This window comes from Burkholderia sp. AU33545, assembly GCF_020419685.1.
Classification (GTDB): Bacteria; Pseudomonadota; Gammaproteobacteria; order Burkholderiales; family Burkholderiaceae; genus Burkholderia; species Burkholderia diffusa.
Window position 1 is genome coordinate 97,245 of record NZ_JAIZRQ010000008.1, and the last position, 21,053, is coordinate 118,297.

At 67.3% G+C, this 21,053-nt stretch carries 19 protein-coding genes and 2 riboswitches; of the genes, 5 read left to right on the forward strand and 14 right to left on the reverse strand.

The genetic code is table 11. From position 1 onward, the window contains the following. The first annotated feature begins 153 nt into the window (after positions 1-153). On the forward strand, positions 154-1,362 hold the full coding sequence (locus tag LGM71_RS25565; protein WP_124627214.1) for an NAD(P)/FAD-dependent oxidoreductase: 1,209 nt from the start codon (positions 154-156) through the stop codon (positions 1,360-1,362). A 109-nt stretch (positions 1,363-1,471) separates the two neighbouring features. Here LGM71_RS25565 and LGM71_RS25570 read toward each other — a convergent pair whose 3' ends face one another. Next, entirely contained in the window at positions 1,472-1,972 is a 501-nt protein-coding gene (locus tag LGM71_RS25570; RefSeq protein WP_124902555.1) for an Ohr family peroxiredoxin, read from the reverse strand. 349 nt (positions 1,973-2,321) lie between these two features. Beyond that, a complete protein-coding gene (locus LGM71_RS25575; RefSeq protein WP_174911030.1) occupies positions 2,322-3,842 on the reverse strand; it encodes a PLP-dependent aminotransferase family protein in 1,521 nt (506 codons plus the stop codon). Between the two features lie 192 nt (positions 3,843-4,034). Between LGM71_RS25575 and LGM71_RS25580 the strand changes: the two genes are divergently transcribed. Together LGM71_RS25580 and LGM71_RS25585 are read left to right on the forward strand one after the other, a co-directional pair. Further along, positions 4,035-4,778 carry an SDR family oxidoreductase gene (locus LGM71_RS25580; protein ID WP_059606219.1) on the forward strand — a complete coding sequence of 248 codons (744 nt, stop codon included), beginning with the start codon at positions 4,035-4,037 and terminating at the stop codon, positions 4,776-4,778. A gap of 83 nt (positions 4,779-4,861) precedes the next feature. After that, entirely contained in the window at positions 4,862-5,908 is a 1,047-nt protein-coding gene (locus tag LGM71_RS25585; protein WP_226117201.1) for a LysR family transcriptional regulator, read from the forward strand. Here the strand turns inward: LGM71_RS25585 and LGM71_RS25590 are convergent. The 12 genes from LGM71_RS25590 to LGM71_RS25645 all read right to left on the reverse strand — a co-directional run bounded on the left by LGM71_RS25590 (position 5,853) and on the right by LGM71_RS25645 (position 18,721). Next, a complete protein-coding gene (locus LGM71_RS25590; protein WP_226117203.1) occupies positions 5,853-6,788 on the reverse strand; it encodes a LysR substrate-binding domain-containing protein in 936 nt (311 codons plus the stop codon). The genes LGM71_RS25585 and LGM71_RS25590 overlap by 56 nt on opposite strands. A gap of 40 nt (positions 6,789-6,828) precedes the next feature. Next, complete coding sequence (locus LGM71_RS25595) at positions 6,829-7,554, reverse strand: amino acid ABC transporter ATP-binding protein (protein ID WP_124627204.1); 726 nt, start codon at positions 7,552-7,554, stop codon at positions 6,829-6,831. A gap of 40 nt (positions 7,555-7,594) precedes the next feature. After that, positions 7,595-8,251: an amino acid ABC transporter permease gene (locus LGM71_RS25600; RefSeq protein WP_226117205.1), complete on the reverse strand. Its 657-nt coding sequence runs from the start codon at positions 8,249-8,251 to the stop codon at positions 7,595-7,597. Further along, the gene (locus LGM71_RS25605) at positions 8,248-9,012 is read right to left on the reverse strand and encodes an amino acid ABC transporter permease (protein WP_059683861.1); all 765 of its coding nucleotides are present in this window, start codon (positions 9,010-9,012) and stop codon (positions 8,248-8,250) included. Before LGM71_RS25605 ends, LGM71_RS25600 begins: the two co-directional genes overlap by 4 nt. A 43-nt stretch (positions 9,013-9,055) precedes the next feature. Next, the gene (locus LGM71_RS25610) at positions 9,056-9,874 is read right to left on the reverse strand and encodes a transporter substrate-binding domain-containing protein (RefSeq protein WP_226117207.1); all 819 of its coding nucleotides are present in this window, start codon (positions 9,872-9,874) and stop codon (positions 9,056-9,058) included. A gap of 40 nt (positions 9,875-9,914) precedes the next feature. Further along, positions 9,915-10,985: an ABC transporter ATP-binding protein gene (locus LGM71_RS25615; RefSeq protein WP_124627198.1), complete on the reverse strand. Its 1,071-nt coding sequence runs from the start codon at positions 10,983-10,985 to the stop codon at positions 9,915-9,917. Between the two features lie 40 nt (positions 10,986-11,025). Continuing rightward, positions 11,026-11,868 (reverse strand): ABC transporter permease, encoded by an 843-nt coding sequence (locus LGM71_RS25620; protein WP_059683865.1) that lies wholly within the window; start codon positions 11,866-11,868, stop codon positions 11,026-11,028. Continuing rightward, the gene (locus LGM71_RS25625) at positions 11,865-12,791 is read right to left on the reverse strand and encodes an ABC transporter permease (protein ID WP_124627196.1); all 927 of its coding nucleotides are present in this window, start codon (positions 12,789-12,791) and stop codon (positions 11,865-11,867) included. The genes LGM71_RS25620 and LGM71_RS25625 overlap by 4 nt, the downstream gene beginning before the upstream one ends. A gap of 4 nt (positions 12,792-12,795) precedes the next feature. Next, a complete protein-coding gene (locus LGM71_RS25630; RefSeq protein ID WP_226117209.1) occupies positions 12,796-13,893 on the reverse strand; it encodes an ABC transporter substrate-binding protein in 1,098 nt (365 codons plus the stop codon). 149 nt (positions 13,894-14,042) lie between these two features. Further along, positions 14,043-15,515 carry an aldehyde dehydrogenase family protein gene (locus LGM71_RS25635; RefSeq protein ID WP_226117211.1) on the reverse strand — a complete coding sequence of 491 codons (1,473 nt, stop codon included), beginning with the start codon at positions 15,513-15,515 and terminating at the stop codon, positions 14,043-14,045. Beyond that, positions 15,512-17,206, reverse strand: a complete 1,695-nt coding sequence (locus LGM71_RS25640) for a 5-guanidino-2-oxopentanoate decarboxylase (protein ID WP_226117213.1) — start codon at positions 17,204-17,206, stop codon at positions 15,512-15,514. The genes LGM71_RS25635 and LGM71_RS25640 overlap by 4 nt, the downstream gene beginning before the upstream one ends. 483 nt (positions 17,207-17,689) lie before the next feature. Further along, positions 17,690-18,721, reverse strand: coding sequence for an ABC transporter substrate-binding protein (locus tag LGM71_RS25645; protein ID WP_226117215.1), 1,032 nt, complete (start codon positions 18,719-18,721; stop codon positions 17,690-17,692). 136 nt (positions 18,722-18,857) lie between these two features. After that, positions 18,858-18,979: riboswitch (guanidine-I (ykkC/yxkD leader) on the reverse strand. Positions 18,980-19,411: 432 nt separating this feature from the next. Continuing rightward, positions 19,412-19,545: riboswitch (guanidine-I (ykkC/yxkD leader) on the forward strand. 57 nt (positions 19,546-19,602) lie between these two features. On the opposite strand from LGM71_RS25645, the gene LGM71_RS25650 reads away from it, so the two are divergent. Next, positions 19,603-20,370, forward strand: coding sequence for an urea amidolyase associated protein UAAP1 (locus LGM71_RS25650; RefSeq protein ID WP_226117217.1), 768 nt, complete (start codon positions 19,603-19,605; stop codon positions 20,368-20,370). A gap of 11 nt (positions 20,371-20,381) precedes the next feature. Next, positions 20,382-21,038, forward strand: a complete 657-nt coding sequence (locus tag LGM71_RS25655; protein ID WP_151047463.1) for an urea amidolyase associated protein UAAP2 — start codon at positions 20,382-20,384, stop codon at positions 21,036-21,038. Positions 21,039-21,053: the final 15 nt, after the last annotated feature.

Consider the following 21,053-nt stretch of genomic DNA (forward strand, 5'->3'; position numbering starts at 1 on the left):
TGCCCGCGATCGATCAGTGCGGCGTGTGATGGATTGGTGCCGAAGCGGCAACATCGTGAGCACGACTGCGGATCTACTGCGCAATGCCGTGTCGACCTAGGATGACTTCGCGCGGCGAGTTGCCGCCATCGACATCAACCGAGGGCAATGATCATGTCGCAGAAGATCCTGATAGTGGGTGCCGGTTTTGCCGGCGTGTGGGGCGCACTGGGCGCGGCGCGCGTGCTGGATGGTGCCGGTGTGACGAGCGGCGACGTCGAGATCACGTTGATCTCCCCGAAACCGGAACTGCAGATCCGGCCGCGGCTGTACGAAAGCGAGCCGCAGCGGATGGCCGCACCGTTGCTGCCGCTGCTCGATGCGGTCGGCGTGAAGTTTCTCGAAGGTAGCGTCGAGGAGATTTCCGTCCGCGAGAAGACGGTCAGTGTCGCGTGCGCCAACGGCCAGCGACGTCTGCTCGCGTATGACAGGCTGTTGTTGACGAGCGGCAGCAGGTTGGGCAAGCCGCCGGTGCCGGGGCTCGCGGAACACGCGTTTTCGGTCGATCGCATCGAGGACGCCGTCGCGCTCGACGACCACTTCGCGGCGCTCGCGAAACTGCCGGAATCGCCGGCACGCAATACGGTCGCGGTGGTCGGCTGCGGCTTTACGGGTATCGAGGTTGCCACCGAGTTGCCCAAGCGTTTGCGCGAGTGGTTCGGCCCGCAGACGAAAGGGCGTGTCGTCGTGATCGGCGCGCAGGACGACATCGGTCCCGATCTCGGCCCGAATCCTCGGCCGTATGTCGCCGAAGCATTCGCGTCGCTGGGCGTCGAGGCCGTGCTCGGATCGCGCGTCGTGTCGGTCGCGGCCGACGGCGTTCGTACCGCGTCGGGCATGCACATCGAGGCGATGACCGTGATCTGGGCGGGCGGAATGCTTGCGAGCCCGCTGACGTCGCAAGTCTCGTCGCACCTGGATCCGCTCGGGCGCGTCGAGGTCACACCGGATCTTCGCGCGGCGGAAGCGCCGCACGTATTCGTCGCGGGAGACGTGGCGCGGGCGCGCAGCGACGATGACGGGCACTATGCATTGATGTCGTGCCAGCACGCGATCGTGATGGGGCAATTCGGCGGGCACAACGTCGCGGCGGATCTGATCGGCGTGCCGACACTGGAATACCGGCAGCCGTTCTATGCGACATGCGTCGACCTGGGCGATTGGGGCGCCGTGTACTCGGAAGGCTGGGATCGGCAGATCAAACTGACGCATGCCGAAGGAAAGGCGCGCAAGCAGATGATCAACACGCAATGGATCTATCCGCCGGCACCGAATCGTGCCGAGGCACTGGCGGCCGGTAACCCGCAGGCGTCGTTCGATTGACCGATCGCCCCCCGCGCGCGCGTCGCGAGATGCGCGGCGGGGGGCATGCCGCTGCGGCAACGAACGCCGTCGGCGGACGACGCGCTGTCGCGGCGCGACAGGCGCCGGGTCAGTCGACGACGGTCACGATATTGACGGTGCCTTGCCGGGCCATCTTCGCATATGGGCACAAGCGTTCCGCGGTTCGAACCATTTCTTCCGCGACGTTTCGATCGACGCCCGGCATCCGTACCCGAACGTCGATGAGCAACGCATAGCCGCCGTCCATGGGATCGCGGCCGAATGAAACCTGCACTTCCACGGCGGTATCGGGGGTTTCCATATCGGCGCGCTTCTCGAGCAGATTGAGCGCGCCGTGGAAGCACGCGGCGAAGCCGGCCGCGAACAACTGCTCCGGATTGGTCCCGTTGCCGGGCCCGCCAAACTCGGTGGGCAGGCGCAAGTCGACGGCGAGATTTCCGTCGTCCGAGCGGACGACGCCGGATGCGCGGCCGTGTCCGGTCTCGCCGCCGGACACGGTGACGGTCGTGGTGTAAAGCGGTTGAAAATCCCGGCCTCGATACCTGTCGAGGAGGGAAAGCGGCGGGGCTTGCAGCTTGTTGTCATCCATGATGCGTGCTCGAATTCAGCGACACGCTTCGACCTCGGTCATTCGATCGTCGAAACGTCTTGCGAAGGGGCCGGAACGCCCGGGCAAGTAGCGTCGTCAAGGAATGACGGGCACGGAGGATCGTCCGAGGAATGCGGCAATCTTCCGGTGCAGCCCGATTCCCGGTTCGTCTACGGGAGAAAGACGCTTCCATGCTAGAGGCGCGCGCGGGATGGCGGTATGGCCGTTCCGGGCGATTGTATGTTTCCCGTTGGACACCAATCGGGAACGCGGCACGAATTTCAATCAGGCGCCCGGCGGCAGCGGTTGCCGGCACGCAAGGCCTCACGCGATTGGTGCGCGCCGCGCGTCAGCGGCCCAGGCACGCGCGCAGCGCTCGTGCGTGACGTTGCGCTTCGTCCGCGTCGGCGATGTTCGCGAACCCGATGATGAGGCCGCGTGGCGTTTGCTGCGTGTGGCTGTTCGTGTACCAGATCGACAGCGGCAGGACCGCGAGCCCGGCTTCGCGGGCGCGCGCGGCGACGGTGACATCGTCGACCGGCCCCTCGGGCCCAACCGTGAACCGCACCGCGAACTGGATGCCGCCAGGCGGCAGGTCGACGATCAGCCGCTTGCCGAACGCCTGCCGCAATGCGTGCACGATCAGCGTGCGGCGCTCGCCATACAGCGTGCGCATGCGCTTCAGGTGCCGGGCGAAGTGACCCTGTTCGATGAAATCCGCCAGGGCCGCCTGCAGGAGCGCCGGCGAGCCTGCGTTCATGCTGCAGGCCACGCGTTCGACACGCTCCACCGCACGCTCCGGCACGACTGCGTACGCGAGCCGCAAGCCGGGATACATCGCCTTGCTGAAGGTACTGCAATAGATCACGCGATCGCGCCGGTCGAGACTCTTCAGCGCCTGCAGCGGGCGGCCCAGATAGCGGAACTCGCTGTCGTAGTCGTCCTCGACGATCCACCCGGACGTCTTTTCGGCCCAGTCCAGCAGCGCGATGCGGCGGGACAGCGACAGCGTATGCCCGAGCGGGCTCTGATGCGACGGCGTCACGAGCGCGAAGCGCGCATGCGCGTCCAGCTGCAGGCCGCGCTCGACGTCGATTCCCTCGGCATCCACCGGCACCGGGACGAGGTGCACGCCCGTCTCGGAGAGGAAACTGCGTGCGAGCAGATAGCCGGGGTCCTCGAACCAGACGCGGTCGTTCGGACGCGCGAGGCTGCGCAGCACGAGTTCCAGCGTGGCGCGGTAGCCGCTGGTGATGAACACCTGTTCCGGCACGCAGGTGACGCCGCGCGACAGCCCCAGATAGGTGGCGATGTGTTCGCGCAGCGGCCTGTAACCGGCCGGATTCGGGTAGCCCAGCAGCGCACGATCGCCGCTGCGCGCGCGCAGCGACACGAGGCGGTGCCAGACCTTGCGCGGAAAGGCGTCGAGGGCAGGGACCCCGGGCTGCAACGGGCGCGGCTCGCCGCTCATCGCGACGGCGATCGGTTGCGCGCGCCGCGGAGGCGGGCTGTCGCGCGACATGCCCGGTACCTGAAGCACGTCGGCGCTGTCGACGTGCGCCGCCGATTCGTCGTCATGCGCGGGGGTCGCCCGCGGCAGCGATTTCGGCAGGGACGGCGAGACGAACGTGCCTGCCGCGCCGCGCATTTGCAGATATCCCTCGTCGACCAGGATCGTGTAAGCCTGTTCGACGGTGCCGCGCGCCGTGTTCAATTGCGTCGCCAGACCGCGTAACGCCGGCACGCGATCGCCCGGACGCAGGTGGCCCGCGGCGATCGCGGTTCTGAACCGCTCACAGATCTGCAGATAGATCGGCAACTGATGCTGCCGGTCGATTTCGATGGTCAGCATGGAGGATTGCGCAGACATGACGGCCTCGTGGGTAACGGAACAGACACGGCATGGACCAGTCCGATCGACGATTCTTGGCACTGATGGATAGGACATGATTCTTCCACAATTGCTCCACGCGATGCGACGGTCATCACCGCCTTCACCGGATCCGGCACCCGTCATGTCCCCTCGCATTCACATGCAATCCATTCGTCAGGAGATTTTGCGATGAAGATCGTTGTCATCGGCGGTTCGGGCCTGATCGGCTCGCGTGTCGTCACGCTGCTCGAGGAAGCGGGCCATCGGGCGGTTGCCGCATCGCCGCGCACCGGTGTCAATACCATCACGGGCGAGGGCCTGACCGACGCATTGACGGACGCGGACGTGGTCGTGGACGTGGCGAACGCACCGTCATGGGAACCGCAGGCGGTCCTGGACTTCTTCCGCACGTCGGCACGCAATCTCGGCAAGGCCGAAGTGGCCGCGGGCGTGCGCCATCACGTCGCGCTGTCGATCGTCGGCTGCGACCGGATGCCGGAGAACGGCTATTTCGCGGCCAAGGTCGCGCAGGAGCAGGCGATCGAGGCGGCGGGCGTACCGTACACGATCGTGCGCGCGACGCAATTCATGGAATTCATCGGCGGCATCGCGGATTTCGGCACGGTTGACGGCACCGTGCGCATCGGCGACGGACTGTTCCAGCCGATCGCCGCGGAAGACGTGTCGGCACTCGTCGCGCAGGCCGCGCTCGCCGGGCCGCAGAACGGCACGATCGAGATCGCGGGTCCGGATCGCGCGCCGTTCGCGGAGATCGTCGCGCGCTACCTGAAGTCGGTCGGCGACACGCGCGCGGTGGTGACCGATCGCGACGCCCGCTACTACGGCGGCCGCGTCGAGGAAACGTCGCTGGTGCCGCTCGGGGACGCGCGGCTGGGCCGCATCGGTCTCGACCAGTGGCTGGCAAGAAGCTGATTCACGTTCGCACGTATGCGATACGCCGGCGCATGCCGGCGACGAGTCGATCCGTGTGAGCAGCACGTGTGGGGGCAGCGGAAATGAATCATTCGGAACCATCGGAACACGGCGCGCGTCGCGACCTGGCCAGTCGCGCCGATGCACTGTCGGCGAGCTTCGGTGCGAGCTATGCAGGCATCCTTGCATTCGTTGCCGTGGCGAGCGAGGGGAGTTTCACCAAGGCCGCCGAACTGCTCGGCGTCGGGCGGCCGGCCGTGAGCCGGAACGTCCAGAAGCTGGAGGCGCAGCTGAGCACGCGGCTGTTCCAGCGGACCACGCGCACGACCGAGCTGACTTGCGAGGGCCGGCGCTTCTTCGAGAATTGCCACCAGGGCGTGGCGCAGATCGTCGAAGCCATGAACGACATGCTGGAATTGCGGCAGGGGCCGCCGCGCGGCCTCATCCGCATCAGCTCGGCAGTGGGATTCGGCAGGAAGATCGTGGCGCCGCTGCTGGAAAAGTTCGCGCACGCCTATCCGGACATCATCATCGATCTGCTGCTCGACGACCGGCCCGTCGATCTGGTGTCCGAGCGGATCGACGTGTCGTTCCGTAACGGCCGCATCGAGGACTCCAGCATCATCGCCCGGCAACTGATTCCGATGCAGATGGCGCTCTGCGCGGCGCCGTCGTATGTGGCGAGGCACGGTCTCCCGCAGAGCGTCGAGGACCTCGACCGGCACGAGTGCATCAATTTCCGGTTTGCGAGCGGGCGCCTGTTCGAATGGGAGTTCAACGTGGACGGCCGCGTGCAGAAGTACCTGCCGACGTCGCGCCTCACGTTCAACGACGCGGATCTGGTGTTGCGTTCGGTGCTGAACGGATCGGGCATCGCGCAGATGGCGGGCTACCAGATCCGCGACCATCTCGCGTCGAACGAACTCGTCGTCGCGCTGGCGAAGCACGTGCCGGAGGATCGCGGTCACTACATCTGCTATCTGAGCCGGCAACACCTTCCGACGCGCATCCGGATCTTCGTCGACTTCATGACCGAGCAGATTCGCGCGCTCGATCTGAACTGCATGACGCGGTTCAATCCGGAAGTGCCGGTGTTGTCGTCGGCCGCGTCGGCGGGGCTGGCGGCTTGACGCAGCTCCACGCGCGTTCGTCCGCAATCCAGTCGCCAAACAGCTGGATCTTTTGTTGCTGTTCGGTTCCGCCCGGATACACGAAGTAATAGCCCATTCCCGTCGGCAACGAGATGTCGAACGGCATCACGAGCCGGTGTGCAGTCACGGACTCGTCCACCAGCGTCCTGTCGCCGATCGCGACGCCGTAACCGTCGATCGCCGCATGTGTCGCGAGATCCAGCGTCTCGAAGCTCAATCCGCGAGTCGAGTCGACGTGCGGCGCGCCCGCATGCTCGAGCCACCGTTTCCAGTCGCGGTGATCGCGAGTCGGATGCAGCAGCGTATGACGGACCAGGTCGCCGAGACTCGCGAGCGGTTGCCGGTCCAGCAGGCTCGGGGCACAGACAGGGGTGAGCCGCTCTTCGAACAACGGGATCGCGTGCATGTCGGGACCGGCGCCGGGGGCGTAGATCACCGCGGCGTCGAACGGTTCCATGCGGAAATCGACGTGATGCTCCCAGGTGGTCGTGATCTGCACCTGAAGTTCGGGATGCTCGGCCTGGAACCGCATGATTCGCGGCAGCATCCACTGCATCATGCAGGTCGGCACCTTCAGCGCGAGCTCGGTGCGCCTGCGCGAAAGACGCATCGATACCTCCTCGATGCGCGCGAAGCTCTCGCGCACCGTCGGCAACAGGAGCTCGCCCTCGGCCGTCAGCGTCAGTCCCTTGGGCGTGCGCTTGAAGAGCGGAAACTGATAGAAGCTTTCGAGCGCGAGAATTTGCCGGCTCACGGCGCCCTGGGTCAGGCACAGGTGCCCGGCGGCGCGCGTGAAGCTGCCGTGACGGGCGACGACGTCGAAGACCTGCAGCGCGTTGAGGGAAGGAAGTCGTTTCATCGGGAGAACTGGCGTGGAGCGGGCGGCGACGCGGTATCGTTCAGTGCAGGATTTTCGCGAGGAAGTCCTTCGCGCGATCCGACTTCGGATTCGAGAAGAAATCGTCCTTGCGGTCGTCCTCGACGATCGCGCCACGGTCCATGAAGATCACGCGATGGGCGACCTTCTTCGCGAAGCCCATTTCGTGCGTGACGACCATCATCGTCATCCCTTCCTGCGCGAGCTCGACCATCACGTCGAGCACCTCGTTGATCATCTCGGGATCGAGCGCGGACGTCGGTTCGTCGAACAGCATCGCGATCGGGTCCATCGACAGCGCGCGCGCGATCGCGACCCGCTGCTGCTGGCCACCCGACAGCTGGCCCGGAAACTTGTGCGCATGCGCCTTCAGGCCGACGCGATCGAGCAGCTTCATGCCCTTGTCGGTCGCTTCGTCCTTGCCGCGTCCGAGCACCTTGACCTGCGCGAGCGTCAGGTTCTCGGTGATCGACAGGTGCGGGAACAGCTCGAAATGCTGGAACACCATCCCGACCTTCGAGCGCAGTTTCGACAGGTTCGTCTTCTTGTCGCCGACCGACTGGCCGTTCACGAGAATCTCGCCGTGCTGGAACGGCTCGAGGCCGTTGACGGTCTTGATCAGCGTCGACTTGCCCGAGCCGGACGGGCCGCACACGACGACCACTTCGCCTTTCTTCACGTCGGTCGTGCAATCGGCGAGGACCTGAAACTGGCCGTACCACTTCGAAACGTTACTGATGGAAATCATGAAAGTACCTGCATCGTAATGAGGCGCGCGCGGCGCCGGTTCAGCGCGCCTTCGCGACGCGATGGCGCTGCTCGAGCGCGCGGGCATACCACGTCAGCGGGAAGCAGATCGCGAAGTAGAGCAGCGCGACCATCGCGTAGATCGGAAACGGCTTGAATACCGCGTTGGTGATGATGTTGCCGGTCTTGGTCAGTTCGGTCAGCCCGATGATCGACGTGAGCGCGGTGCTCTTCACCGCCTGCACGAGGAAACCGACGGTCGGCGCAAGCGCGATCTTCCACGCCTGCGGCCACACCACGTAGCGCAGCCGCTGCACCCACGTCATGCCGAGGCTCGCCGCCGCGTGCCACTGGCCGTGCGGCACCGCGTCGACGCAGCCGCGCCAGATGTCGGCCAGATAGGCGCTTGCGTTCAGCGTCAGCACGACCGACGCCGCAACCCAGGGCGTCACGTCGATGCCGACGAGCGGCAACCCGAAGAAGCCGAGGAACAGTTGCATCAGCAACGGCGTACCCTGAAACAGTTCGACGTACAGGATCACGAAGCGGCGCAGTGCTGGCACGGGCGAGATGCGCATCGCAAGCAGCGCGAACCCGGCGATGCTGCCGCCACCGAACGTGATCAGCGACAGCAACACGGTCCAGCGCGCGGCGAGCAGCAGGTTCCATGCAATATTCTGGAAAGTGAATTCGATCATCGCGCACGTTCCGTCGGCAAGTGGGTCTCGGGGGAGCGGGCGCGCCACGCGAGGCGGGCAACCCGGGTGCGCCGCGGCGCGGCCGCCGCGCCGTGCGGCGCGCGGCCGGAGAACAGCCGGCGGCCGACGCGATTGAGCAGCATGCGCAGTGCGATCGACAGCAGCAGGTAGATCGCTGTCACGACGATGTAGATCTCGAACGCGCGGAAATTGCGCGACTGGATGAAGTTGGCCGCGTAGGTCAGGTCGGGCACCGAGATTTGCGACACGACCGCCGAGCCGAGCATCACGATCAGGACCTGCCCGAGCAGCGCAGGGTAGACGTTCGCGAGCGCCTGCGGCAGCACGACGTGGCCGAACACCTGCCGGCCGTGCAGCCCGAGCGCACGCGCGGCCTGAACTTGTCCGTGCGGCACCGATTCGATCCCGGCGCGCAGGATCTCGACCGCATAGGCACCGAGGTTGATCGTCATCGCGAGCACGGCCGCCTGCGCTTCGTCGATGTGTACGCCGATTCCTGGCAGCCCGAAGAAGATGAAGAACAACTGCACCAGGAACGGCGTATTGCGGATCAGCTCGACGTAAGACGCGACGAGCGCGCGCGCCCAGCGCGGGCCGGCGAGCGCGGCCCACGCGCCGGCGGTGCCGATCAGGCCGCCCAGCACGGTGGCGGCCGCGGTCAGGCCGAGCGTCACGCCGATGCCGCGCGCGAGCATGCCGGCGTAGGGGCCGAAATCGCTGAAGTCGAACACGTAGGTCATCGCGATGCCTTGGGTCGAGAATGCGGGGCGGAGGCGGTGCGCATCACAGATCGGTCGGCAGTGCCGCGTGCAGCCACTTCTGCGACAAGGTGTTCAGCGTGCCGTTCTTCTTCGCGCCGGCGATCGCGTCGTTGACCTTCTGCATCAGACGCGGTTCGTTCTTGTTCAGGCCGACGTGGTCGGGCGAGCTGAACAGCGAGAACTTCTGTTCGGGATCGATCGACGGATGGCGCGCGATGATCGTGGCGCCAACGTCGTTGCCGACCACCAGCAACTGCGCTTGCCCCGACAGGAACGCCGCGATCGCGCCGTTCGGGTCGTCGAAGCGCTTGATCGTCGCGCTGGGCGGCGCGACCTTGCTGACGCTCAGGTCCTCGAGCGTGCCGCGCGCAACCGCGACCGATTTGCCGGCGAGATCGGCGTTGCCCTTCACGGCGAGCGACTTCGGGCCGAACACCGCAAGATAGTACGGCGCATACGCGTTCGAGAAGTCGATCACCTTGGCGCGTTCCGGCGTCTGTCCGACCGACAGCAGCATGTCGGTCTTGCGGTCGGCGAGATACGCCATCCGGTTGTCGCCGGTGACCTGCACGAGTTCGACCTTCGCGCCGAGCGCCTTGCCGATCAGGTTCGCCATGTCGATGTCATAGCCTTGCGGCTTCATGTCGGGCCCGATCGAACCGAACGGCGGGTAGTCCTCGAACACGCCGATGCGGACGACACCCGATTTCGCGATCGTGTCGAGCGCGTCGGCGTGCGCGAGCGGCGCGAAGGCGGCAAGGCCGCTGGCGCAGGCGAAGAGGAGGGCGGTACGGGCGAGCAGGCGTCGCACGAGGCGGTTGGCTTGGGTCGATGCGTTCATGGTGAGATCCTTGTTGCTGCGCTGGGGAGGAAAGGGAAAGTCAGGCGCCGCGTGCGGCGATCAGCTTGCATGCATGCGCGGGCAGTTCGGCGGCAACCGGCATGCCGACGTGCAGGTCGGGCGTCTCGCGCGGCGTCGTCGTCGCCGTCAGCGTGAAGCCGCGGCAGTTGATCGTCGCTTCGATCGATGCGCCGACGTCGCGCACGAACATGATCGTGCCGGCGAGCGTATTCGGCGCCGCAGCCGGCTGGCCCGGACGCACGCACACGTCCTCGGGACGAATCAGCAGGCGCACGGCGTCGGTCCCGCGTGGCGTGTCCGGCGCGCGCCGGATCGCGAGACGCTGCCCGCCGGGCAGGACGATGGCGTCGTCGCCGTCGCACGCGACCGGCAGGATATTGCCGAGGCCGATGAAGTCCGCGACGAATTCGTTGACCGGATCGCGATAGATGTCGAGCGGCCGGCCGACCTGCTGGATCCGGCCCTTCTCCATCACGACGATCTCGTCGGCCATCGTCATCGCTTCGCGCTGGTCGTGCGTGACCATGATCGTCGTGATGCCGAGCCGTTGCTGGAGCAGCCGGATCTCGACCTGCATCGCCTCGCGCAGCTTCGCGTCGAGTGCCGACAACGGTTCGTCGAGCAGCAGCAGGCGCGGCGACGATGCGATTGCGCGCGCAATCGCGACGCGCTGGCGCTGCCCGCCCGACAGTTGCGTGACGAGCCGGTCGGCCATGTGTGGCAGCTGGATCAGCTCGAGCAGCTCGGCGACGCGCCGAGCCTGCGCGGCCTTGTCCGTCTTGCGCAGCCGCAGCGGATACGCGATGTTCTGCGCGACCGTCATGTGCGGAAACAGTGCGAGCGACTGGAACACCATGCCGAAGTCGCGCCGGTTGGCGGGCACGTGCGTGAGGTCGCGGCCGGCGAACGTCACGGTGCCGGAGGTCGGCGTTTCGAGACCGGCGATGATCCGCATCAGCGTGGTCTTGCCGCAGCCGGACGGGCCGAGAAAGCAGACGAGCTTGCCGTCTGGCACCGACAGGTCGACATGTTCGACCGCATACGCCTGATGGAAGCGCTTCGTCACGCTCTGGAGGATGAGCTGGTTCATGAGGGTTCCTTGCACGGGCGAGGGCGAGGCTGTGCGCGCGTCAGAGCGCGACACCCTTGTCGCCGACGAGTTTTTCGAGCATCCAGATCAGCGCGAAGTCGATCGCGACCGTGAACACGGCGAAGCAGAACACGGTCGGGTCGAGCGACGACACGGTGCGGCTGTAGAGCCAGACCGGCAGCGTCATCGTGTCGATGCTGTACAGGAAGAACGTCACCGTGAATTCGTTGAACGACACGATGAAGGCGAACAGCATCCCGGCGAGGATGCCGGGCCGCATCAGCGGCAGCACGACGTCGACGAGCGCGCGGCGCGGGCTCGCGCCCATCAGGCACGCGGCTTCTTCGAAATCGGGGCCGATCGACGCGACCGAGGCCGCGCAGTTCTTCACCGTGAACGGCAGTGTCAGGATCACGTGCGCGACGACGAGCCGCACGATGCCGAGTTCGACCGGCAGCGCGTTGAACACGATCAGCAGCGCGAGGCCGAGCATCACGAGCGGATAGACGATCGGCAATGCGACGAGCTGCTCGACGAGCGTCTTGCCGCGGAAGCGGTAGCGGGAGAGCGCGTAAGCCGCGGGTACCGATACGGCGGTCGCGATCAGCATCGTCGCGACCGCGACGACGAGGCTCGTCGTCAGCGCGGCGCCCATCGATTGCGCGCTACCCGCATCGGACGACACGAACGTCTGCCAAGCGGTGCGATACCAGTGCAGGCTGAATTCGCGCGGCGGGAATTCGAGCGTGCCCGATGCGCCGAACGACATCGTGATCATCGTCACGATGGGCAGCGAGGCGAGGAACAGCACGAGCGTCGCGAGGGCGCCGGTCACGCGTCCGAGGCGGCCGGGCATGGGCGCGCGCAGGAGCAGGGCATTCATCGGTTCACCTCGTCGGCACGTCGCAGGGCGTGCACGAGGCGCTGCGACACCGCCATCACGACGAGCGTCGCGCCCATCAGCACGGCGCCGGATGCCGAGGCGGCAGGCCAGTTGAGCAGCGGCGCGACCTGGTCGTGCACGAGCACGGCGAGCATCGGCACGCGCCGGCCGCCGAGCAGCAGCGGCACCGCGAACGCGCTGGCGTTGTACGCGAACACGAGCAGCGCGCCGGAGACGAGGCCGGGCATCGCGAGCGGCAGCGTCACGTGCCGCAGCGTCTGCCAGCGGCTCGCGCCGAGCGTCGCGGCGGCTTCGTCGTACGCGCGTGACACCGCGCGCAGCGCGCTCGACAGCGGCAGCACCGCGAGCGGGAACGCGGTCTGGATCAGTCCGAGCAGCACCCCGTGCTCGCGGTACAGCAGCTGCAGCGGCCGATCGACTACGCCGGTGGCCAGCAGCGCGCGATTGATCAATCCGGCCGGGCCGAGCATCACGAGCCAGCCATAGCCTTGCAGCAGCAGGTTCACGAGCAGCGGCAGCAATACGCCGGCGAGCAGCAGCCGGCGCGCGAGCCGCGATTCGGTGCGCGCCATCGCGAGCGCGACCGGGATCGCGAGCAGCACCGCGCACACCATGCTCTGGAACGCGAGGCGCAGCGTGAGCCACAGCGACGTCGCGAAGTACGGGTCCGCGAGGTCAATGTAGTTCTGCAGCGTGAAGGTCCGCCATTCGTCGCCGGACACGCCGACGCTCATTCGCAACACCGTGAGCGTCGCGGCGGCGAGCACCGCGAGGAACGCGAGGATTGGCGCGAGCAGCAGCCAGGGCGGCACGCCGGGCAGCGCGGGCGCGGCGTCCGACCCGGCACCGGCCGAAGCGGCGGCGGCCGGCGCCGTATCGCGGGGGGAGGACAGAGAGGCCATGTCGTTACGCCGAGAAGAGGCTCGTGTAGCGCTTGATCCACGCCGGCTGGACGATCGCGAGCGCCTTGTCGTCATGGAGCACGGCTTTCTCCGCGATCTGCTGCGGCGACGGCACGAACGCGCGGCTTTCCACGGGAATCACGGCCTTCGCGTTCACGGGCCCGTTGAGCACGTCGGCCGCCATCCGGCCCTGCACGCCCGCGTCGAGCGAATGGTTGATGAATGCGTGGATCAGGTCGAGGTCGCCAGGATGCGCCTTCGGGATCACGGAGAACATCAGTTGCGTCGCGAAGCCTTCCTTCATCCCGTATGTGACGCCCATCTTGTAGTCGGGCTTGCGGATCTGATCCGGGAAGAACGCCGGCGAATAGATACCGCCGATGTCGAGCGAGCCGGTGCGGAACAGGTCGGCGACCTGGTTCGGGTTTTCACCGAGGGTCATCACGCGATCCTTGAGCTGCGCGAGCTTCGTGAACCCCGGATCAATGTTCTGCTGCGAACCGCCGGCCAGCTTCGCGGCGATGATCGCGAGGTCGACCGCTTCGGCCCACTCCGGCGGCGGCAGGAACAAGCGACCCGCATACTTCGGATCCCACAGCGCCTCGTAGCTCGACGGCGCGCTCTTCACGGTCGCCGTGTTGTAGATCAACCCGTCCGACCACAGCAGGTAGCCGATGCCGAAGCCGTTCGCGCCCGTGCGGTATTGCGGCGCGACGTCCTTCAGGTTCGGCAGCCGGTTCAGGTCGGGCTTCGCGAGCAGGCCCGCGTCGGCGAGGCCGGCCGCGCCGACGCCCGCGAGCGTGATGACGTCGTAGGTCGGCCGCTCGCCCGCGGCCTTGACCTTCGCGACCATCCCCGACGTGCCGTCCGCGCGGTCGGCGATCACGCGCGCGCCCGTCTGCTTGCTGAAGGTTTCCGCGATGTTGCGCAGCGCGGCCGCGCCGGTATCGTCAGACCATGTGAGCAGGCGCAGCGTCTTGCCGGCGAAACGGCTCGACTGTGCCTTCGTAGTACTGATGAACGGCATCGGAATGGCGGATGCGGCGAGTGCCGTGCCGAGCGTTTTGATCACCTGCCTTCTTCCCGCCTTGAAGTGTTGCATGGCCGTCTCCTTATGAACGATGCCGTGTGGTCCGATGCCGGTCGCCGAACTGCGGCGCGGGGTGTGGATGAACTGTAGGGAGGTCAAATTTCCGCAACAAACGAAATATCCGCATGCGCGGCATGACATAAACGCATGGGCCGGCGGCCTCAGCCGGCCGGCGTCATGACCTGCTTGATCTCCTGGAATGCGGCCAACCCGAACGGGCCGAGCTCGCGCCCGAGGCTGCTGCGCTTGTAGCCGCCCCATGAGGTTTGCGGATAGATCAGTTGCGGCGTGTTGATCCAGACGACGCCCGCCTCGAGCGCATTGGCGACCCGCCTGCCGCGCGCCGCGTCGCGCGTGACGACGGTGGCGACGAGCCCGTATTCGGTATCGTTGGCGGCCGCGATCGCGTCGTCCTCGGTGTCGAACCTGCGGACGCACAGCACCGGTCCGAAAATCTCGTCGCGCCATAACGGGCAGGTGTCCGGCACGTCGGCGAACAGCGCGGGCCGGATGAAGTAGCCGGGGCCGGCGAGCGCGTCTCCGCCCGTCACGAGCCGCGCGCCGTCTGCCTGGCCTTGCGCGATGTGGCGCTTCACGCGTTCGTATTGGGCGCGGTTGGTGAGCGGCCCCATCTGTACGCCGGGCGCGAACGGGGGGCCGACGACGGTCGTATCGATCCGTCGTGCGAGGCGCGCGATCAGGTCGTCGGCGAGTGGGGCCGCAACGAGCACGCGCGAGGTCGCCGAACACATCTGCCCGGCGTTGAACAGGCCGCCGCCCGCGATCAGTTCGACTGCGTGATCGAGGTCGGCGTCGTCGAACACGACAATCGACGACTTGCCGCCGAGTTCGAGACCGACGCCCTTGATCGTGTCCGCCGCCGTCTTCATGACCTGTGCGCCGACCGCCGTGCTGCCGGTAAACGACACCTTCGCGACGAGCGGATGCGCGCACAGCCGGGCGCCGACGTCGTGGCCGGTGCCCGTCACGACGTTCAGCACGCCGGGCGGCAGGCCCGCTTCGGCAATGATCGCGGCGAGTTCGAGCTCGGGCAGCGGCGTGATTTCGGACGGCTTCAGCACGACGGTGCAGCCGGCGGCGAGCGCGGGCGCGAGCTTCCACGCGGTCGTCACCATCGGGAAATTCCATGGCACGATTAGCGCGGCGACGCCGGCCGGTTCGCGCCGGATCCATGCACGATGGTCGCCGCCCGGCAGGGCGATCTCGGTTTCGCCGTCGGTGTCGAGCGCGTCCGCAAGGCCCGCGTAGTAGTCGAAGGTGGCGATCACGTCCGCGACGTCGATCTCGGCTTCGGCGAACGGCTTGCCGTTGTTGAGCGACTGCAGCGTCGCGAGCCGCATGCGTCGAGCGTCGACGCCGCGCGCGATCGCGCGGAGCAGGGCTGCGCGCGCGGCGCCCGTGGTGCGTTTCCAGCCGGGAAACGCGCGCGACGCAGCCTGAACGGCACGCTCGACGTCGGCCTCGCCGCCCGCGCTGACGTTGGCGATGACCGCTTCCGTCGACGGGTCGACGACGGGCAGCGTCGCGCCGCTGAAGCTGGTGCGCCACGTACCGTCGATGAAGTGGCGCGTGTGCAGCGGGGGCTCGAACGCGAGATCCGGAGTCGTGCTCATCGCTGCACCTGATCGAACCAGGTTGCCTCGTCGATTTCGATCACGGTCGGAATCGTGCGTGCCGTGGCGTCGTGCAGCGCGTCGGTCAACGCGTCGGGTGTCGCGGCCGTGTGCGCCGCGCAGCCGAAGCCGCGCGCGAGTGCCTGGAAATCGGGCGTATACGGATCGACGCCGACCGGCGTGATGTCGCGCGCGACCATGTATTTGCGGATCTCGCCGTAGCCGCGGTTGTTCCAGACGATCACGATCACCGGCATGCGGGCCCCGACCGCGCTCGCGAGCTCCGGCAGTGTGAACTGCAGGCCGCCGTCGCCGATCAGGCACACGACAGGCCGCGCGGGCGCGGCGAGCTTTGCGCCGATCGCGGCGGGCAGCCCGTAGCCGAGCGTGCCGTAGCCGGTCGACGAATTGAACCAGCTGCGAGGCGCAGGCGCGTCGTGCGTGAAGTTGCCGACATAGACGGGGCTCGTCGAATCGCCGGCGATGATCGCACCGGGCAGCGCCGTGACGATCGTGTCGATCAGCAGCGCCTGGGCGCGCGCGGCGCCGTCGTTGCCGGACGCGATCGCCGCGCGCACGGCGGCCACCCGCGGCGCGCCCCAGCCGGGCTCGGGCGCCGGCGCCGGTCGTTCATGCAGGCGGGTCGACAGCGCGCCGAGCGCCAACCGCGAATCGCCGGCGATGGCGACTTCCGCGCGCGCATTGCGCATCAACTGTTGCGCGTCGATGTCGATGCGGATCAGCCGGCCGTCGATCGCGAAGCCGCCGTCGAACGTGACGTCGTAATCGGTTTCGCCGAGTTCGGTGCCGACGGCGAGCACCACGTCGGCCTCGCCGATTGCCGCGCGAGTGGCCGGCAGCGACTGCGTGGAGCCGATCAGCAACGGGTGGCCGGCCGGCAGCAGGCCCTTCGCGTTGATCGTCAGCGCGACGGGGGCGTGCAGGCGTTCGGCGAGTTCGCGCAGTTCCGCCGCGGCGTGGATCGCGCCGCCGCCGGCCAGTATCAGCGGCCGGCGAGCGTGCGCGAGCAGGTCGGCGGCTGCGGCAAGGGCATTCGCGTCCGGTGCCGGGCGCGCGGGCAGCGCGAGCGGAGCGGCGGGCAGCGCGGGCGCCGGCATCACGATCACGTCGAGCGGGATCTCGATGTGCACGGGCCGCGGACGCGCGCTTTCGAAAACCGCGAATGCGCGCGCGAGGACCTGCGGCAGGTCCGCCGCATCGAGCAGCGTGTGCGAGAACGCGGTGAGCCCCGCGAACACGTCGCGCTGCGACGGCAGCTCGTGCAGGCGGCCGTCGCCGCTGCCGAGCTCGCGCCGCGCGTTGACGCTCGAGATCACCAGCATCGGAATCGAATCCGCATAGGCCTGTGCCATCGCGGTCGCGATATTGGTCATCCCCGGCCCGGTAATGATGAAGCAAACCCCCGGCCGGCCCGTGACGCGGGCATAGCCGTCGGCCATGAATCCGGCCCCTTGTTCGTGGCGCGGCGTCACATGACGGATCGACGATGCGGCAAGGCCGCGATACAGCTCGACGGTATGCACGCCGGGAATGCCGAACACGCATTCGACGCCCTGGCGTTCGAGGAGGTCGACGAGCGCTTCGCCGCAGGTGCGGGGGCGGGCATGGAACGGTGTCGCCGTGGCCGCGCGGGCCTCGGCGATGCAGGAGACGGGGGCTGGATGGTTCATGGATCGTGACGTGCCGATTGGGAGGGGGAGTGGCCCGTACCGCAAGCAAGGGGCATGAAGCGGATTGTCGGTGTCGATCGGCGCTGCCAACAATCGATAAGTTTTCATGCGGCGCATGAGCGCCGCGCATGGCGGAGTCGTTGCTTGTCGCGGCCACGATCGGCGTTACGACGAACCGGTTCGATGGCACGGTTGCCGTATCGTTTCGCGCTGCGTGAAGCAGGAAGGCACGTCCAAGGGGCGTCGACGTCGTCTCCAAGGACGCACGCCCCCTGTTCGGACTGAATTCCGCCACCGGCCTTATTTGCGTCGCGCGTTCTCCTCCAGGCGTCGCTTCAGTAGCATCGGTACGCGGACCTGATGCGATGCCAGGCCCACGTACCGCTGATTCGATCGGTCATGCGTACGCGCGGATATCCCGCGTTGCCGAACCAGACCAGCCGCCGGCATGCCTGGCTCGGCCTGCAAGCGAGCCCGCGACGGTCAATGCAGCTCGCTGAAGCGCGGATCGATATACGCGTCGACGTCCTGCGATTGTTTGTACACGGCATTGCGCACGTTGAACGCATTCGCGTTGCGGGTCGACCCGTAGATCGAGTCGAGCCCGTCGCCCTTGCGGAACGCTTGCTTCGCGGCCGCCGCGTCGAGCAGGTGCGTGCCTTTCAGCAGCGGGAGATATTGCGCGGGCGTGAGGCCCACGCGCGCCGACATGATCTTCACCGCATCGGCCTGCGTCTTCGGGTCGTTGATATAGGCGACGCAGCGATACCAGACCTTGACCACCTTCGCCCAGTCGGCCCGACGCGCGGCGAGGCTCGCCGGCGCGACCGTGATCGCATCGTAGATCAGCCCCGGCGCATCCGCCGACGTGAAGATTGCCCGTGCGCCGGGTGCGCGCTTCAACGCCTCGCCCGCGTTCGGCTGCCATGCGGCCACCGCGGCGATGTCGGTCGACGAACCGAGCACCTGCGGGAGTTCGTTCGTCTTCGCATTCACGAGCGTGACGTCGCCGTCCTTGAGCCCGTGCTTCTGCAGCGCGGTTTCGAGCAGCAGGTGATCGACGAGGCCAAGCTCGACGCCGACCTTCTTGCCTTTCAGGCCTTCGACGGTGCGCAGCGGCGGCTTCGCGACGATCATGTCGTTGCCGGCCGAATAGTCGGTCAGCAGGATCATGACGTTCTTCGCGCCGGCCGCGCCGGTGACGAGCGCATCGCCGTTGGTCGCCGCGACCGCGTCGAGCTTGCCGGCGGAAAACGCGTCGAGCGAGGCCGAATAATCGAACCATTCGAAGTCGACGTCGACGCCGGCTTCCTTGAACCAGCCCTTGTCGAGCGCGACCTGGAACGCAACCCAGCCCGGCCAGTCGCTGTAGCCGATTTTCAGCGGCGCCGCCGCGTGCACGGCGGGCGCTGCCAGCAGCGCGGCTGCCGCGACGGCGGCGCCGAATGCGTGACGGATGGAACGAAAGAAACGGAGGGACGGCAGGCGGCGGAACGCCAGGGCGGGACGGGTCATCGTTGTTCTCCAGGAGACCGGGATCGGGATCGTCGATTCGGACCGTGCCTGTGCACGGTCCGGCCGCGTGGCCGGTTCCTGCGGATGCGGAACGAGAAGCGGCCACGGAGAGGCGCGACGGCCGTTGCCATCGCCAATCTCCCGGGCTTTTGTCCCGCCGTGTAGCGCGCGTGCATCCGGTCTCGCGATCGGACGAACCCGCGCCGGGCTGCTCTCGGACCAGACGTTCGATGAACCGGAACCCTAGCACCCCTAAGATGCGACGCCGCCGCACCTCTCGGCATCATGCCGAGCGAGAAGCGTGCCAATGACGCGCGGCAACGCGATTCAACGGCGGCGGACGGTGCGCTGAAGTTCGATGAAGCGGGCGGAGAACAGCGCGCTCAATGCGCGCCGGAGCAGGTCGAGCTTGTTCATGAAGAGTGGGGTATCGAGTGAGGATGCACCTGTTCAGCAATGCCCATGCCATCGCGGATCGCGCGGTGCGCGCGTGCGCGATGCGCACTGCGCCGGTGCGCGATCGCGTGCGCATGGTGCGTCGCACGCCCGCCGCGAGGGCAGGCCGCCGCCGCCGATGCGTGCATGCCGTGCGTCATCGGGCCGTCGTGCCGCGTCGTGCCGTGATTGCGCGGCGGCTGGCACGCAACTCGCTTTATCGACACCCGAGAGGTGCGAAGCAATTTGCATCATCTTCAGGATCGCTAGGGTTCCGGTCGTGCGGCGTTCGCGCCGCGCGATGACTGGTCCGAGAGCAATCCGGTCTTGCCTTTGCCTCGATTCGAGGAAACGGCGAGGCTCCACGGAGGGATAAAAGCCCGGGAGGTCGCGATGTCGTTCGGTCGCCCTCTCACGCCTTTTGTCCAACCGACCACGGAGCCGCCATGTCGCCGAGCCCCCAAGCCGTCCCCGTCCCCGTCCTTGTGCCACCGCCACACGTCGCGTGGGAAACGCTGATCCCCGCAGGAACCCACTGGTCCGGCATCCTGCGCCGCGGCCTCGCACTGCGCATCGTCGATGTCGACGGCGGCGCGAACCTGTCCGCCGTCTTTCATCGCCAGGAAGATCCGCTCGAACGCTACAACATGGCCGACACGCTGAAGGCGCAGCACACCGCGCACCTCACGTGCGGCCATGCGCTGTATACGGACATGGGGCGCGTGATCGCGTCGATCACGGCCGACACGCTCGGCTGGCACGACCCGCTCGGCGGTGTCGGCGATGCGCGGTTGTTCGCGCACAAGTACGGCACGACCTCGTACCAGGCCGATCGCAACGCGATGATCCGCAACGGTCGCGACAGCCTCGTGCTCGAGCTCGCGAAATACGGGCTGTCGGCGCGCGATCTCGCCGCGAACGTCAACTTCTTCAGCAGGCTCGACGCGCGCGACGACGGCACGCTCGATTTCGTCGCCGGCCACTCGCCGGCCGGCAGCGCGCTCGACCTGCGCTTCGAGATGAACACGCTGGCGGCGTTCTCGACCGCGCCGCATCCGCTCGATCCGCGTGCGGACTACGCACCGAAGCCCGTGAAGTTGATCGCGTACCGCGCGTATCCGGCGGACGGCGCCGCGCCCGAGGACGACCCGTGCCGCCGCGCATGCGCGGAGAACATGCGCGGCTTCGCCAACACCGACCGTCTGTTCGCGTAAGGAGCCCTTCAATGCCGATCATCGAAAGCCGTCTCCACCCGCGCGACGCGATCCATGACACCACGCTGAAAGCCGGCGAACCGTGGCTGCACGACCTGAAACGCGGACAGGTCTTCCGCATCCTCGACCTGGAAGGCAACCAGGCGGTCGACACGTTGTTCTATCGCACCGACGACATCGAGGAGCGCTACAGCGCGCAGGACACGATTCGCGCGCAGCGCAACCTGTACCTGAGCGCGGGCAGCGTGCTGCTGTCCAGCCGGGGTAACCCGATGGTGACGATCGTCGCCGATACCTGCGGCCGCCACGACACGCTCGGCGGCGCGTGTGCGGCCGAGAGCAACACCGTGCGCTATGCGCTCGACAAGCGTTACATGCACAACTGCCGCGACAGCTTCCTCAACGCGATTGCGCACTGCACGTGCGGCGCGGGCACGCGGCTCGGCAAGCGCGACCTCGTCGGCAACGTCAACTTCTTCATGAACGTGCCAGTGACGCCGCTCGGCGGGCTCACGTTCGAGGACGGCATTTCCGCGCCCGGCAAGTACGTGGAGATGCGCGCGGAGATGGACGTCACCGTGCTGATCTCGAACTGCCCGCAACTCAACAATCCGTGCAACGGCTACAACCCGACGCCCGTGCGCCTCACGATCTGGGAGGCTCAATGAACTACACCTACGCTC

Excerpts from the sequence above, each read along its gene's own strand:
- LGM71_RS25600 (WP_226117205.1), bottom strand. The coding sequence starts at position 8,251 with ATGATCGAATTCACTTTCCAGAATATTGCATGGAACCTGCTGCTCGCC.
- LGM71_RS25650 (WP_226117217.1), top strand. The coding sequence starts at position 19,603 with ATGTCGCCGAGCCCCCAAGCCGTCCCCGTCCCCGTCCTTGTGCCACCG.
- LGM71_RS25625 (WP_124627196.1), bottom strand. The coding sequence starts at position 12,791 with ATGGCCTCTCTGTCCTCCCCCCGCGATACGGCGCCGGCCGCCGCCGCT.
- LGM71_RS25580 (WP_059606219.1), top strand. The coding sequence starts at position 4,035 with ATGAAGATCGTTGTCATCGGCGGTTCGGGCCTGATCGGCTCGCGTGTC.
- LGM71_RS25645 (WP_226117215.1), bottom strand. The coding sequence starts at position 18,721 with ATGACCCGTCCCGCCCTGGCGTTCCGCCGCCTGCCGTCCCTCCGTTTC.
- LGM71_RS25655 (WP_151047463.1), top strand. The coding sequence starts at position 20,382 with ATGCCGATCATCGAAAGCCGTCTCCACCCGCGCGACGCGATCCATGAC.
- LGM71_RS25640 (WP_226117213.1), bottom strand. The coding sequence starts at position 17,206 with ATGAACCATCCAGCCCCCGTCTCCTGCATCGCCGAGGCCCGCGCGGCC.
- LGM71_RS25620 (WP_059683865.1), bottom strand. The coding sequence starts at position 11,868 with ATGAATGCCCTGCTCCTGCGCGCGCCCATGCCCGGCCGCCTCGGACGC.
- LGM71_RS25630 (WP_226117209.1), bottom strand. The coding sequence starts at position 13,893 with ATGCAACACTTCAAGGCGGGAAGAAGGCAGGTGATCAAAACGCTCGGC.
- LGM71_RS25605 (WP_059683861.1), bottom strand. The coding sequence starts at position 9,012 with ATGACCTACGTGTTCGACTTCAGCGATTTCGGCCCCTACGCCGGCATG.
- LGM71_RS25575 (WP_174911030.1), bottom strand. The coding sequence starts at position 3,842 with ATGTCTGCGCAATCCTCCATGCTGACCATCGAAATCGACCGGCAGCAT.
- LGM71_RS25615 (WP_124627198.1), bottom strand. The coding sequence starts at position 10,985 with ATGAACCAGCTCATCCTCCAGAGCGTGACGAAGCGCTTCCATCAGGCG.
- LGM71_RS25595 (WP_124627204.1), bottom strand. The coding sequence starts at position 7,554 with ATGATTTCCATCAGTAACGTTTCGAAGTGGTACGGCCAGTTTCAGGTC.
- LGM71_RS25585 (WP_226117201.1), top strand. The coding sequence starts at position 4,862 with ATGAATCATTCGGAACCATCGGAACACGGCGCGCGTCGCGACCTGGCC.
- LGM71_RS25635 (WP_226117211.1), bottom strand. The coding sequence starts at position 15,515 with ATGAGCACGACTCCGGATCTCGCGTTCGAGCCCCCGCTGCACACGCGC.
- LGM71_RS25565 (WP_124627214.1), top strand. The coding sequence starts at position 154 with ATGTCGCAGAAGATCCTGATAGTGGGTGCCGGTTTTGCCGGCGTGTGG.
- LGM71_RS25570 (WP_124902555.1), bottom strand. The coding sequence starts at position 1,972 with ATGGATGACAACAAGCTGCAAGCCCCGCCGCTTTCCCTCCTCGACAGG.
- LGM71_RS25590 (WP_226117203.1), bottom strand. The coding sequence starts at position 6,788 with ATGAAACGACTTCCTTCCCTCAACGCGCTGCAGGTCTTCGACGTCGTC.
- LGM71_RS25610 (WP_226117207.1), bottom strand. The coding sequence starts at position 9,874 with ATGAACGCATCGACCCAAGCCAACCGCCTCGTGCGACGCCTGCTCGCC.